This is a genomic window from Escherichia albertii NBRC 107761 = DSM 17582, from assembly GCF_000759775.1.
Lineage (GTDB): Bacteria > Pseudomonadota > Gammaproteobacteria > Enterobacterales > Enterobacteriaceae > Escherichia > Escherichia albertii.
Genome location: NZ_BBMY01000040.1, coordinates 1 through 14,716, shown reverse-complemented (window position 1 = coordinate 14,716; position 14,716 = coordinate 1). Strand labels below are relative to the sequence as shown.

Genomic DNA, 14,716 nt, shown 5'->3' with positions numbered 1-14,716 from the left:
ATTATCCGAAGCTGAACTTTGTAAATTCCTCTCACTGAATGCAATATTAAGAACATTTCCAGACAAACACCCCTTTAATTATAAATTTAACAAATAACAAAACCCATAATCATTTATTATGATTATGGGTTTACAAGCAATGTCACATTATTTATTCAGCGCTGCGCGAATAATTGGACCAATTTTTTCAAACGCCACTGCTGAGATAATATCAACGTGTGCACAGTCCTGAGGATAAATATCCAACTCTGCAATCCACGGCGCCCAGACACGTTCGGGATTCACGCCTTCCTGAACCGTACGCTCGGCAACAAACAACGTTGCTTTGCCATCAAATGGTACGCTATGGGCCGTTGTTAGCAGGCGCACAGCATCCGCGTAATTACCTTCAATGGTAGTGAACAGTTCTGTGGAGGCATAGTCCTGCTGAGCGGCAAGAAACGCCTCGCGCTCACGGTTAATTTCCGCCAGGACCTCCGGGTCCAGACCGTTGGCTTCTTTTTCGTGCCAGTTTTGCGTTTCCGGCGGCCAGGTATCCAGCAAGCCAAGAAATGCCACCTGTTCGCCACGAGCACGCAACCGCGCCGCAATTCCCAGCGCCAGCGAGCCACCCAACGAATATCCCAGCAGATAATAAGGGCCGTGTGGCTGTTGTTGCAGCAACGTTGCAAGATGCGCTTCGCATACTTCATCCAGATTCGTCGCAGTTTGCATGAGTCCATTGGGACGCGGCGACTGAATGCCGATAATCGACCATTGTGGATCGAGATAACGCGAGAGCACGCTAAACTGCCAGGCAAAACCGGACGCCGGATGGAAGCAAAACAGCGTCGGCCCCTTGCTTTCACGCAATGGCAGGAGCGTTTCAAATCCCAGACGGTGGGCACTCTCCTCTTCACCATCAATAACTGTTGCCAGTTTTGCCACCGTTGACGCCACCATCACCTGCCCCGGCGTCACCTGACGGGCAAACTGTCGACTAAGCTGTGCCGCCAGTTTCATTGCCAGTAGTGAATGACCGCCAAGAGCGAAGAAATCAGCATCAGCGTCCTGCACATCACAACCCAGTAATGACGAGAACGCCCCGGCGATAATCGTTTCACTGCCCGCTTTCGGCGCACGTCCCGGCGTTTGTGCTTTCAGTTCCGGCAACGGTAACGCTTTGCGATCCAGCTTACCATTAGCGCTAAGCGGCAACTGTAGAAGTTGCAGCAGCACTACCGGCACCATATGCGGCGGCAGCGTTTCGCGAAGCTGCACCTGCAACGCCGGAATATCCAGCGGCAGACCAGATTGCGACACCAGATACCCTACCAACTGGCGCGCATCACCACCAGTGGCTGCAGCCTGGTTAATGACACAAGCGTGGGTAACGGCCTGTTCAACATCTGGCAACGCCTGCATCACGCGGTCGATTTCACCCAGTTCAATCCGCTGACCGCGAATTTTTAGCTGATCGTCACTGCGCCCGAGGTACTCCACCGCGCCATTTTCCAGCCAGCGCGCCACGTCCCCGGTACGGTACATCCGCTCACCTGGAGCGAACGGATCGGCAATAAAGCGGCTTGCCGTCAGATCGGGGCGCCCAAGGTAGCCCTGCGCCAGTTGAATGCCGGTGAGATAGAGATCACCTGCCACACCCGGCGGCACCGGATGCATCATCGCATCAAGAATACGCAAACCCGTATTCCACACAGGATAACCAATCGGCACACTGCTGCCGCGTACCGCCGCCAGTTCAGCACCAAAGGCCGGATACCAACTGACATCTACCGCCGCTTCCGTCGGACCATACAGGTTATGTAATGGCACGTTGGTTAACTGTTGCCATTCACGGCATAAATCGGTCGGTAACGCTTCACCACTACAGAACACCTGTTTCAACGTCGCGCAACATTGGCGAGCAGTTTCTGGCGTCAGCGAAGCAACAAACGCCGCCAGCATTGAGGGAACAAAGTGCGTGGTCGTTACGCCATATTCGGCAAAGAATTGCTGCATAGCGAGAGGATCGCGGTGCGCTTCCGGCGCGGCCATGACCAGTTTCGCCCCGGCAATAAACGGCCAGAAAAACTCCCATACCGAGACATCAAAACTACACGGTGTTTTTTGAGCAACGACATCTTCGCCTGTGAGCGAGTAGTGGTTTTGCATCCATAACAGGCGGTTAACGATGGCCTTCTGCCCGACCATCACGCCTTTCGGCCTGCCAGTGGAGCCAGAGGTGAAGATGATATAAGCCGTGTGGTACGGTTGTGAAAGTTGCAGCGGCGCGCTGCCCTGTGGGGTAAGCGGGGCGTTATAGCAAAGATTAGTTAAATTGGGGATATCGCGAAAACGAGGTAGTTGCTCGTCAGTGGTAATTAACAGCGACGGACGCGCATCTTCCAGCATCATTTTCAGGCGATCGTCCGGGTAGCCCGTATCCAGCGGTAACCAGGCGGCCCCTGCTTCAACAATGGCGTGCAGCGCCAAAGTCAAAAAGACCGAGCGCGGCAACGCCACTGCCACACTATCGCCAGGTTTTACGCCACGCTCACGCAGTAAATTCGCCAGCGCCACCACCTGTTCGCGCATTTCCCGATAGCTAAACTGGTAATGCGCATCTGCCAGTGCCGGAGCATCCGGCGTTTTTGCCGCTTGTTCCGCCACCAGCGCGCTCAGCGTGGTTTCAGGAATGTCAACCTGAGTGGCGTTGATCTGCGCCAACTGGTCATATTCGTCTGGCAGCATAATATCGACATCACCACACAACAGCGCCGGGGTCGCGGCGAACTGGGCGATCAGCATTTTCAGGCGTTCAGCGTGCTGAATTAACGTTGGCTCATCGTAACGCTGTTTATTGGCGAGGATCTCAATACTCAAATCACCGTTTTCATCCGGGAACAGGGCCAGTTCAAGATCATTAACCGGACCGGTTGCCAGAGTATGGGTTTGCGCCCGCACGCCCGGAATATCCAGTTGATAATCAAACACCTTGATATTGAGTACCGGACCAAACAGAGGTTCCTCTCCTGCCGCTCGCCCGCAGTCACGAACAATCTGTTCGGCATCGTAGCGTTGATGACGACGCATTTTTTTCAGTTGAGCCGCCAGGCGGGTTGCCAGTTGCGGCAACGTTTCTCGCGCTTCAATGTGAATCCCCAATGGCAAAACATTGAGCACCGGTCCGGTAGCCGTCAACGCCGCCGAGCCCATACGGCACATAAAGATAAATCCAGCGGCATAATCCATGCGGTTGCACAATCGCCCCAGCCACAATGCCGCCAGCGCGAGAGCTAAATCGGTACGTTGTACGGTCGGAAGTTGCGCTGCCAGTTGGCGGAATTCCCCGTCGGTAAATTCCAGTTTCAGGCGCAGAATATCTGCCGAGGCACTGCGCCCCGGTAAAGGTGCAGGCGAAAGTGACGCTGGCGGCGGTAGTTGACGACGTTGATCCGCCCAGAAAGTCGCATCACGCTGCCAAGCTTCGCTTTCGCGATATTGCTGGTACTCTTCCACTACATCAGTGAAAGAAGTAAACGGCGACGCAGGCGTAGGTTCGCCACGCAGCCAGGCGCAATAAATGTTGGCTATCTGACGGGTAATGGCTGGGAAACTGAAGCCATCGACCAGCAAATGGTGATAACGTTGATACCAGTACCAACGATTATCCTCTATCTGTATAAACTTATGAAAAACCAGTGGTTTTTCACTATCGACGCGCAGATCTTGTTGCAAATCCGCCTGCATTAATGCCCGCGCAGTACCGTGCGGATCAATGTTGGTTCGCAGGTCGATAATTTCTGGCAGTTCGAACGTCTGCGCATCATCGACCCATTGCCAGACTTCGCCGTTATCTTCCGTAAAACGCATCCTCAGCGTATCTGCTTGCGCTAACCCGGCAACCACCGCGCGGGCCAGTAATGGCACATCAACATCTCCGGTTAACTCAACGTAATGCGCCACGCTCCAGGCAGAGGGTAAATCCGACAGTTTTTCTGCCATCCAGATGCCGGGTTGTGCGGCGACTAAAGGTAAATGCTGGCTCATTGCACCTCCTGCGGCTGGGTAAAATTCGCGGGCGTCAGAGTACGCCAGTGGGCTTCCAGCCACTGCTGGCAGAATTCTTGCGACTGAGGTTCACAAACGACCTCCCAGCCCGCTGGTAATACGCACGATTGCGGCCACAGGCTGAATTGCCCCTGTGCGTTGCGCAAAATGTAAAACGCCCCCTGTGGGTCATCAAAGGGATTACTGAATGCCATATTCAACTCCTGTCATGGGAAAGCGGTTGCCAGAGGTCAATGAGCCCCTGCATCAGCCCGCCGCGCCAACAAAGCGCATCATGTCCGCCGTCAACCTGACGCCAGAAAATGGATTCTTTTGTAGCTTGTAATTGCGTATACAGCGCCTGATTAGCCCGCAGGATCAGCGGTTCGCGAATCCCCGCTTCCAGAACAATACGCAAACCTTCGGCGCTAACTTCACCCGCTTTAAGTTGTTCAAGTAACACGCCCTCTTGCGGCCCGCCCCGGTGCGGCCACCAGAACGATCCCGATTGGCTTATCACACAGCCAAAACGTTCAGGCCAGTGCAGTCCGGCATACAGCGCGGAAAGCCCCCCAAAGCTTTGCCCGGCAACAACAGTACGATCGGCGCGATCGCTAAAAGGGGCGATGGTTTTCACCAGTGGCAATAATTCTTGCTGTACTGCCAGCCAGAAATCCGCATTACACGGCAGTTCGTGGGCGCGGTGCGTGGTGTCGATGGCGTCGATCAACACATACACGGCGGGAGGAAGTTGCCGACGATGGGTCAGCGAAGTCAGCGCAGGCCAGACGGACATACTTTGCGCCCAAAATTCGCCATCGAGCAAAACGGCCAGCGGACGCTCTTCTGCTGTTGCATCGCCGATGGTAAAAATCCATACACGGCGTGAATTTCCCAGACGTTCACTTTTCCAGGTAATTTCTTTAGCAGGCGTTTCTGGCGTTTGCGGGCAATCCCAACCCGGTTGCAGGGGCGCTTGCGGCATTTCGAGTGCGGAAACAGCGTGCCCTCTCCCCCCTTTCCAGCTTTGCGGATTCAACGGATCGGCTATCGCCTGAGGTAATAATTGCTGCCATCCTTCGCGTAATTCGAGGCGATCAGGGGATGGTGCAGAAAAAATGTCATCGCGTTCGGTGGGAATAAAGCAGTAGCTGCCGCGCCAGTTGGCATTGAGTTGCGTTGTCCACTGCCAGACATCGGTCCCTGCAATTCGCTGCATCGACTGGGGTTGGCTGTTCTGATGGTGATCGGTCACGCCAGTGATGTAGACCCATACGCGCTTTATCGTCGAGTGGTCTTCAGAACCTTGCGGATCACGCCACCAGAAAGTCACCTGATAAGTTTTATCATCAAAACGTTGCCATTCCGGGCCATGTTTCGACAGCCACCAGCTATCACTTCCCACCTTTAACGCCGCCACATCATAACCTTATGTTTATTGTGAATTTTTTTATTGATTGCAGAAATATATTGATAATATTATTGATAACTATTTGCATTTGCAATAGCGTATTGGCGCGCCATGTCAAGCGCGAACATTAATTAATCAACTGCACTGCGTGCCTTTCAGGATCAAAGGCTTTCGCGGTAGTGGGCGACATCAATCCAGCTTACGTCAATTTTGACCGTTGGAATTCGTGGCAAAAATGCAGGAAAAAACAATGAACAAGAAGATTCATTCCCTGGCCTTGTTGGTCAATCTGGGGATTTATGGGGTAGCACTGCCAGCACTGGCAGAAGAGACAAGCGATAATGCCGTTTCACACGACGATACCATCGTGGTCACCGCCGCCGAGCAGAACTTGCAGGCGCCCGGCGTTTCGACCATCACCGCAGATGAAATCCGCAAAAACCCGGTAGCTCGCGATGTGTCGGAAATCATCCGTACCATGCCCGGCGTTAACCTGACCGGTAACTCCACCAGCGGTCAGCGCGGCAACAACCGCCAGATTGATATTCGCGGAATGGGTCCAGAAAACACCCTGATTTTGATTGACGGCAAGCCGGTCAGTAGCCGTAACTCTGTGCGCCAGGGCTGGCGTGGCGAGCGCGATACCCGTGGTGATACTTCCTGGGTGCCGCCTGAAATGATTGAACGTATTGAAATTCTGCGTGGCCCGGCGGCGGCCCGTTATGGCAACGGCGCAGCAGGCGGCGTGGTTAACATCATCACCAAAAAAGGCAACGGCGAATGGCACGGTTCCTGGGACGCTTACTTCAATGCGCCAGAACATAAAGAGGAAGGCGCGACCAAACGCACCAACTTCAGCCTGACCGGTCCGTTGGGTGACGAATTCAGCTTCCGCTTATATGGCAACCTCGACAAAACCCAGGCCGATGCGTGGGATATTAACCAGGGACATCAATCCGCACGTGCCGGAACCTACGCCACAACCTTACCTGCCGGACGCGAAGGGGTTATCAACAAAGATATTAACGGCGTCGTTCGCTGGGATTTCGCTCCACTACAATCGCTCGAACTGGAAGCCGGTTACAGCCGCCAGGGCAACCTGTATGCAGGCGATACCCAGAACACCAACTCCGACGCCTATACACGTTCGAAATATGGTGATGAAACCAACCGTCTGTATCGCCAGAACTACTCTCTGACCTGGAACGGCGGCTGGGATAACGGCGTAACCACCAGCAACTGGGTGCAGTACGAACACACCCGTAACTCGCGTATCCCGGAAGGTCTTGCGGGCGGCACCGAAGGGAAATTTAATGAAAAAGCGACGCAGGATTTTGTCGATATCGATCTCGATGATGTGATGCTGCACAGCGAAGTCAACCTGCCGATTGATTTCCTCGTTAACCAGACGCTGACGCTGGGTACAGAGTGGAATCAGCAGCGAATGAAGGATCTCAGTTCCAACACCCAGGCGCTGACAGGAAAGAATACTGGCGGAGCCATCGATGGTGTGAGTTCTACCGACCGTAGTCCGTATTCAAAAGCGGAAATATTCTCGCTGTTTGCGGAAAACAATATGGAGCTGACTGACAGCACCATCGTGACGCCGGGACTACGTTTTGATCATCACAGTATTGTCGGCAATAACTGGAGTCCGGCATTGAACGTGTCGCAAGGTTTAGGCGATGATTTTACCCTCAAAATGGGGATCGCCCGTGCTTACAAGGCGCCAAGTCTGTACCAGACTAACCCAAACTATATTCTCTACAGTAAAGGACAGGGATGCTACGCCAGCGCGGGCGGCTGCTATCTGCAGGGTAACGATGACCTGAAAGCGGAAACCAGTATTAACAAAGAGATTGGTCTGGAGTTTAAACGCGACGGCTGGTTGGCAGGTGTGACCTGGTTCCGCAACGACTATCGCAATAAGATTGAAGCGGGCTATGTGGCTGTTGGGCAAAACGCGGCAGGCACCGATCTTTATCAATGGGATAACGTACCGAAAGCGGTGGTTGAAGGCCTTGAAGGATCGTTAAACGTCCCTGTTAGCGAAACAGTGATGTGGACTAACAACATCACTTATATGCTGAAGAGTGAAAACAAAACCACGGGCGATCGTTTGTCGATAATCCCGGAATATACGTTGAACTCAACGCTGAGCTGGCAGGCGCGGGAAGATTTGTCGATGCAAACAACCTTCACCTGGTACGGCAAACAGCAACCGAAGAAGTACAACTATAAAGGCCAGCCAGCGGTCGGACCGGAAACCAAAGAAGTTAGCCCCTACAGCATTGTTGGTCTGAGTGCGACCTGGGACGTGACGAAAAACGTTAGTCTGACCGGCGGCGTAGACAACCTGTTCGACAAACGCTTGTGGCGTGCAGGTAATGCCCAAACTACAGGTGATTTGGCAGGAGCCAACTATATCGCGGGGGCTGGCGCGTATACCTATAACGAACCGGGACGTACGTGGTATATGAGCATTAATACTCATTTCTGATGCTAACGTCAGATTGTTGACAAAGTGCGCGTCGTTCATGCCGGATGCGGCGTGAACGCCTTATCCGGCCTACAAAAGTTTTGCTAATTCAATATATTGCATGACCACGTAGACCTGATAAGCGTAGCGCATCAGGTGGTTTTGCGTTTGTCATCAGTCTCTAATATGGTCGACATGAAAACTACGCATACCGCCCTCCCCTTTGCCGGACATACGCTGCATTTTGTTGAGTTTGATTCGGCGAGTTTTTGCGAGCAGGATTTACTCTGGCTGCCGCATTACACGCATCTACAACATACCGGGCGTAAACGTAAAACAGAACATTTAGCCGGGCGGATCGCCGCCGTTCATGCTTTACATGAGTATGGTTTTAAGTACGTTCCCGCAATCGGTAAGCTTCGCCAACCAGTATGGCCTGCGGGGTTATTCGGCAGCATTAGTCACTGCGGGACTACGGCGTTAGCTGTGGTATCACGTCAACCAATTGGCGTTGATATTGAAGAAATTTTCTCTGCGCAAACGGCTACAGAGTTAGCAGATAGCATTGTTACACCAGCGGAACGCGAGCTGCTCGCTGATATCGCTTTACCCTTTTCTCTGGCGTTAACCCTGGCCTTTTCTGCAAAAGAGAGTGCGTTTAAGGCAGACAAAATGCAGGCCGCGTCAGGTTTTCTGGATTATCAGATAATTAGCTGGAATAAACAGCGAATCATCATTCGTCGGGATGATGAGAAGTTTGCTGTGCACTGGCAGAGAAAAGAAAAGATAGTCGTAACACTGTGCCAACACGATTAATTGACAACATCTGGTGCGATTCGCCCGCAGCCATCACTGACCGCGGGCGAAAGTGTAAAGCAGGTGCCTAACCACCCTGACCAGACAACCGGATATGCGGAGATGACTCCCCGCACAACGGCTACTTCTTCGGTTCGTAAGCGAGAACAGCCTTGAACTCAATATTACGTTCCTTTACGGTGAACTCACACAACGAGTCTCCGACCAGAAATGTAAATCCCAGCACCGTTAAACACAGTGCTATGACTGCCACAAGGGCATATTTCGTCAGCATGTTTATATTGCCTCCATGCGAAGAAGGGACTACCATCCGAGTTGTTGAGGTTCGGAGTGGCAGCCCCAGGGTTGATAGAAATATCTCCTGGGGCTTCATCTTTCCAGACCTCAGAGTAATCCTGAAACCGGAAAGCTTCAGGCACCCGCAGTTATCTTACCCTTCCTTAGCAAAATGGCTGTTTATTTATACAGTGATTCCTGTTTCGGACTTTCTACTATTCATTAACTCAACCGCAATTGAGCCAGACTTTTTTTCTGCACACCCCGCTCGTCAAAATTCTCCGCCGCCAGCCAGGCCTGTAGCGCTTTGTCACATTGCGACCATTCGCTATCAATCATCGATAACCAGTCGCTGTCACGGTTACGCCCTTTGCGCACGATTTTCTGTCGGAAACGGCCTTCAAATACAAACCCTAAACGTTCGGCGGCGCGGCGTGACGCCAGATTGAGCGAATCACATTTCCATTCCACACTCCGATAGCCATGCGCAAAGGCACATTGCAGCAGTAACCAAATCGCTTCAGTACCGAGCACACTATTTTTCATGCGTGGCGACCAGGTAACATGGCCGATTTCAACCGTTCCATGCTCGCGTTCAATCGCCATAAAACAGACCAACCCAACGGCTCGTTCAGAACGATTATCAACCACAGCGAAGGGGACCAGGGAGGGATCATTCACTTTTCCAGCGATCCACTCCCCGGTAGCTTCAACACTTGCCGGGCGATTACTGGCAAGCCACGTCCAGTCACGTTCATCCGGCACCTGAGCATAGGCATCAAACAGATCGCCTGCGTGGCGTTGCGCGTCAAGCGGCTCCAGACGACACCAATGACCTTCCAGTAAGCGGCGCGGTAAAACCGCTGCGCCTTGCCAGTCCGGTAGCGCATCGCCGACCGTCTGTCCATATTGATTAATTTCCGGCACGCCCTTCCCCCTTTTGCTGATGTTTTAATCTGTTATATCAGTTCACTGTATCCAGAAGAAAGAAACATTCAGAACTTCTGCATCCAGCCCAACGATTTCCGCCTCTGTACTGGTCACCATAAAAGAGTGAAATTTGAAGCCGGAGACTAAGCCGGGAATTGCGTTACACAGCAATATCCCGGACAATAGTATTTTAACTAAGATTTAACAAAACGATGAAACACCCTTTAGAAACGCTGACCACAGCGGCAGGTATTTTGCTGATGGCTTTTCTCTCCAGCCTGCTGCTGCCGGCCCCTGCGCTGGGACTGGCGCTGGCGCAAAAACTGGTAACCCTCTTCCATTTAGTAGACCTTAGCCAGCTTTACACTTTATTGTTTTGTCTGTGGTTTTTGGTGCTGGGCGTCATTGAATATTTTGTGTTGCGCTTTATCTGGCGACGCTGGTTTTCGCTGGCAGATTAGACGTCGATTATCAGCTCACTTCGCGGCATAATTTGCTTATTCTCCTTCCTGCACAAGGTAAGTTTATGGATAAGCAATCACTGCACGAAACGGCAAAACGCATCGCTCTCGAGCTACCGTTTGTCGAACTTTGCTGGCCGTTTGGCCCGGAGTTTGATGTGTTTAAAATTGGCGGCAAGATTTTTATGCTGTCGTCAGAACTGCGCGGCGTCCCCTTTATCAATCTGAAGTCCGATCCACAAAAATCACTGTTGAATCAACAAATATACCCGAGCATTAGGCCGGGCTATCACATGAACAAAAAACACTGGATTTCGGTGTACCCTGGCGATGAAATCACTGAAGCGTTACTTCTTGATTTGATCAACGACTCATGGAATTTAGTGGTCGATGGCTTATCTAAACGCGATCAAAAACGACTGCGCCCTGATTCAACCGTAAATCAATAGCGCATTTTTCTCGCTTACCATTTCATCACGATCCTTGTAATCTGCTGGCACACAAAATTTCTTCCACAAGGAGTCTTTATGGATATCATTTCTGTCGCCTTAAAGCGCCATTCCACTAAGGCATTTGATGCCAGCAAAAAACTTACCCCCGAACAAGCAGAGCAGATCAAAACCCTGCTGCAATACAGTCCATCCAGCACTAACTCCCAACCGTGGCATTTTATCGTTGCCAGTACGGAAGAAGGTAAAGCACGTGTCGCCAAATCCGCCGCCGGTAATTACGTGTTCAACGAGCGTAAAATACTTGATGCCTCGCATGTCGTGGTGTTCTGCGCAAAAACTGCCATGGATGATGCATGGCTGAAACAGGTTGTGGACCAGGAAGATGCCGATGGCCGTTTTGCCACACCGGAAGCGAAAGCGGCGAACGATAAAGGTCGCAAGTTCTTCGCCGATATGCACCGTAAAGATCTGCACGATGATGCGCAGTGGATGGCCAAACAGGTTTATCTCAACGTCGGCAACTTCCTGCTGGGCGTTGCGGCGCTGGGTCTGGATGCGGTGCCCATCGAAGGTTTTGACGCCGCTATTCTTGACGAAGAATTTGGTCTGAAAGAGAAAGGCTACACCAGTCTGGTGGTTGTTCCGGTAGGTCATCACAGCGTCGAAGATTTTAACGCTACCCTGCCGAAATCTCGTCTGCCGCAAAGCATCACCTTAACTGAAGTGTAATTCTCCTGATAGCCGGGAACTGCTCCCGGCTCAGATTGCTGACAAAGTGCGCTTTGTTTATGCCGGATGCGGCGTGATCGCCTTATCCGGCCGACAAGTTCGTGCCAATTCATTAACGTAGGCCTGATAAACGTAGTGCATCAGGCAATTTTATATTTTCATCAGCCCTCGTCGGAAATTCTCCCTCAGATTCTCCTGATTTGCATAACCCTGTTTCAGCCGTCATCATAGGCTGCTGTTGTATAAAGGAGACGTTATGCAGGATTTAATATCCCAGGTTGAAGATTTAGCGGGTATTGAGCTCGATCACACCACCTCGATGGTGATGATTTTCGGCATTATTTTTCTGACCGCTGTCGTGGTGCATATTATTTTGCACTGGGTGGTACTGCGGACCTTTGAAAAACGCGCCATCGCCAGTTCGCGGTTATGGCTGCAAATTATTACCCAGAATAAACTCTTCCACCGTTTAGCTTTTACCCTGCAGGGGATTATCGTCAACATTCAGGCGGTATTCTGGCTGCAAAAAGGCACCGAAGCGGCTGATATTTTGACCACCTGTGCGCAGTTGTGGATCATGATGTATGCGCTACTTTCAGTCTTCTCTTTGCTGGATGTTATTTTAAATCTGGCGCAAAAATTCCCCGCTGCAAAACAATTACCGCTGAAAGGGATATTTCAGGGAATCAAACTACTCGGCGCAATTCTGGTCGGCATTTTGATGATATCGCTGCTGATTGGTCAGTCACCGGCGATTCTGATCAGCGGTCTTGGCGCCATGGCCGCCGTGCTGATGTTAGTGTTTAAAGATCCGATTCTCGGTCTGGTAGCCGGTATTCAGCTTTCTGCGAACGATATGCTGAAATTAGGCGACTGGCTGGAGATGCCGAAATACGGTGCAGATGGTTCGGTGATTGATATCGGGTTAACCACCGTCAAAGTGCGCAACTGGGACAATACCATCACCACCATTCCTACCTGGTCGCTGGTATCCGACTCCTTTAAAAACTGGAGCGGAATGTCGGCTTCCGGCGGGCGACGAATTAAACGCAGTATCAATATTGATGTCACCAGTATTCGTTTTCTTGATGAAGACGAAATGCAGCGGCTGAATAAAGCGCATTTGCTAAAGCCTTATTTAACCCGTCGCCATCAGGAAATTAACGACTGGAATCGCCAGCAAGGTTCGACGGAGTCGGTATTAAACCTGCGACGGATGACCAATATTGGGACGTTTCGCGCCTATCTGAATGAATATCTGCGCAACCATCCACGGATTCGTAAGGATATGACCTTAATGGTGCGTCAGCTTGCACCGGGAGATACCGGGTTGCCGCTTGAAATATATGCGTTCACCAATACCGTAGTCTGGCTGGAATATGAAAGTATTCAGGCCGACATTTTCGACCATATATTTGCTATCGTCGAAGAGTTTGGTCTGCGACTTCATCAGTCACCAACCAGCAACGATATTCGCTCTCTGGCGGGTACATTTAAGCAGTAAGCAGAAAAAAACCGCTCTCATCGAATGGGTGAGAGCGGCTTCAGATTGCCGACATCGTTTTGTCGGATGCGGCGTGAACGCCTTATCCGGCCTACAGAATCGTTACAGATTGTAGGCCCGATAAGCTTGCGCATCGGGCAAATCAGCCTCACATCAGCTTAATTCACTTTCCTACGCAATGTTTTAAACGCCACAAACAGAAACACAATCCACACCGGCAGCAGAATCGCTGACAGACGCATATCATCCATTGTACACATCAACAGCAAAATCATGCCGAGGAAGGCAATGCAAAGATAGTTACCGAACGGATAGAGCAGCGCCTTAAACTGCGTTTCTCGCGCCTGACGACGCATAGCCGCGCGAAAACGCAAGTGCGCCAGACAAATCATAATCCAGTTCAGCAACAGCGTTGCCACCACCAGCGCCATCAGCAGACCAAACGCTTTTTGCGGCAGCAGATAATTAATCAACACCACCAGCGAGGTAATCGCCCCGGAAAGCATTAGCGAGTTGATCGGCACGCCGCGATGACTCACACGGGTAAGGAACTTCGGTGCGTTACCCTGCACAGAGAGGCCAAACAGCATACGGCTGTTGGAGTAAACACCGCTGTTATACACTGACAACGATGCTACCAAAATGACGAAGTTCAGTGCTGAAGCCACCACATTGCTGTCAAGATTATGGAAAATCATCACAAACGGGCTACTGTTAGATTTCACTTCTACCCACGGGTAAAGCGCCAGTAAAACCACCAGCGAACCGATATAAAACAGCAGAATGCGATAAACCACCTGATTTACTGCCTTCGGAATGCTTTTTTCTGGAGCGCGCGCTTCAGCAGCAGTAATACCAATCAGCTCCAGACCGCCGAAGGAGAACATAATCACCGCCAGCGACAGAATCAGTCCATTCCAGCCCGTGGCAAAGAAACCACCGTAACGCCAGAGGTTGTCGATACTGGCTTTTTCGCCGCCGTGACCAGAAAACAGCAGCCACAGGCCAAAGCCGATCATGCCGATGATCGCCAGCACTTTAATCAGCGCAAACCAGAACTCAGTTTCGCCATATAAGCGCACGTTCACCAGGTTAACGGCGTTGATGATAATAAAGAAGGCAGCGGCCCAGACCCAGGTCGGTACATCCGGGAACCAGTACTGCATATAGATGCCTGCGGCGGTCAGCTCTGCCATCCCTACCAGCACGAACATCACCCAGTAGTTCCAGCCAGAGAGGAAACCCGCAAACGGTCCCCAGTATTTATAGGCAAAGTGAGCAAATGAACCGGATACTGGCTCCTCAACCACCATCTCGCCAAGCTGGCGCATAATCAGGAAAGCGATGATCCCGGCGACGCCGTAGCCCAGCAACACAGCCGGACCCGCCATCTGAATCGCCGGGCCAATGCCAAGAAACAGACCAGTACCAATGGCGCCGCCCAGCGCAATCAACTGAATATGACGGTTATGTAATCCCCGATGAAGTGTCGGTTCTTGATCCGACGCGGAATCTTCCGATACGTTTGACGCGTTTTTCACGCCTTTCCCCTGTGTGTCTTTTTTATTGAGGGGCACCTTTTAACATTTAGTGCCCATCGTCGCAAGACACAATCCACACGGTTAAACC

The 14,716-nt window shown here is 51.6% G+C and carries 12 protein-coding genes; 6 read left to right on the top strand and 6 right to left on the bottom strand.

All coding sequences use genetic code 11. From position 1 onward, the window contains the following. Positions 1-147: 147 nt before the first annotated feature. The 3 genes from entF to fes are packed head-to-tail and all read right to left on the bottom strand — an operon-like array spanning position 148 to position 5,449. Complete coding sequence (gene entF / locus EA14781_RS09450) at positions 148-4,029, bottom strand: enterobactin non-ribosomal peptide synthetase EntF (protein ID WP_000077732.1); 3,882 nt, start codon at positions 4,027-4,029, stop codon at positions 148-150. After that, a complete protein-coding gene (locus EA14781_RS09445) occupies positions 4,026-4,244 on the bottom strand; it encodes an MbtH family protein (RefSeq protein ID WP_000885799.1) in 219 nt (72 codons plus the stop codon). Before EA14781_RS09445 ends, entF begins: the two co-directional genes overlap by 4 nt. Before the next feature lie 2 nt (positions 4,245-4,246). Continuing rightward, positions 4,247-5,449, bottom strand: coding sequence for an enterochelin esterase (gene fes / locus EA14781_RS09440; RefSeq protein WP_000729400.1), 1,203 nt, complete (start codon positions 5,447-5,449; stop codon positions 4,247-4,249). A gap of 241 nt (positions 5,450-5,690) precedes the next feature. On the opposite strand from fes, the gene fepA reads away from it, so the two are divergent. Together fepA and entD are read left to right on the top strand one after the other, a co-directional pair. Continuing rightward, on the top strand, positions 5,691-7,940 hold the full coding sequence (fepA, locus tag EA14781_RS09435) for a siderophore enterobactin receptor FepA (RefSeq protein ID WP_001034859.1): 2,250 nt from the start codon (positions 5,691-5,693) through the stop codon (positions 7,938-7,940). A 174-nt stretch (positions 7,941-8,114) separates the two neighbouring features. Then, positions 8,115-8,735 (top strand): enterobactin synthase subunit EntD, encoded by a 621-nt coding sequence (gene entD / locus EA14781_RS09430; protein WP_002430230.1) that lies wholly within the window; start codon positions 8,115-8,117, stop codon positions 8,733-8,735. Between the two features lie 121 nt (positions 8,736-8,856). Here entD and hokE read toward each other — a convergent pair whose 3' ends face one another. Next, positions 8,857-9,009 (bottom strand): type I toxin-antitoxin system toxin HokE, encoded by a 153-nt coding sequence (gene hokE, locus EA14781_RS09425; protein WP_000956461.1) that lies wholly within the window; start codon positions 9,007-9,009, stop codon positions 8,857-8,859. Positions 9,010-9,233: 224 nt separating this feature from the next. Beyond that, on the bottom strand, positions 9,234-9,938 hold the full coding sequence (locus EA14781_RS09420) for a GNAT family N-acetyltransferase (protein ID WP_001114142.1): 705 nt from the start codon (positions 9,936-9,938) through the stop codon (positions 9,234-9,236). Positions 9,939-10,153: 215 nt separating this feature from the next. On the opposite strand from EA14781_RS09420, the gene EA14781_RS09415 reads away from it, so the two are divergent. The 4 genes from EA14781_RS09415 to ybdG all read left to right on the top strand — a co-directional run bounded on the left by EA14781_RS09415 (position 10,154) and on the right by ybdG (position 13,087). Beyond that, positions 10,154-10,402 (top strand): DUF1158 family protein, encoded by a 249-nt coding sequence (locus tag EA14781_RS09415; protein ID WP_000682532.1) that lies wholly within the window; start codon positions 10,154-10,156, stop codon positions 10,400-10,402. Positions 10,403-10,467: 65 nt separating this feature from the next. Further along, positions 10,468-10,851, top strand: coding sequence for an MmcQ/YjbR family DNA-binding protein (locus tag EA14781_RS09410; RefSeq protein ID WP_000360934.1), 384 nt, complete (start codon positions 10,468-10,470; stop codon positions 10,849-10,851). Positions 10,852-10,929: 78 nt separating this feature from the next. Next, positions 10,930-11,583: an oxygen-insensitive NAD(P)H nitroreductase gene (gene nfsB / locus EA14781_RS09405; protein ID WP_000351471.1), complete on the top strand. Its 654-nt coding sequence runs from the start codon at positions 10,930-10,932 to the stop codon at positions 11,581-11,583. Positions 11,584-11,839: 256 nt separating this feature from the next. Continuing rightward, positions 11,840-13,087, top strand: coding sequence for a mechanosensitive ion channel YbdG (ybdG, locus tag EA14781_RS09400; RefSeq protein WP_001153159.1), 1,248 nt, complete (start codon positions 11,840-11,842; stop codon positions 13,085-13,087). Between the two features lie 158 nt (positions 13,088-13,245). Here the strand turns inward: ybdG and pheP are convergent, their stop codons facing one another. Then, positions 13,246-14,628: a phenylalanine transporter gene (pheP, locus tag EA14781_RS09395; protein ID WP_002430232.1), complete on the bottom strand. Its 1,383-nt coding sequence runs from the start codon at positions 14,626-14,628 to the stop codon at positions 13,246-13,248. Between the last annotated feature and the right edge of the window lie 88 nt (positions 14,629-14,716).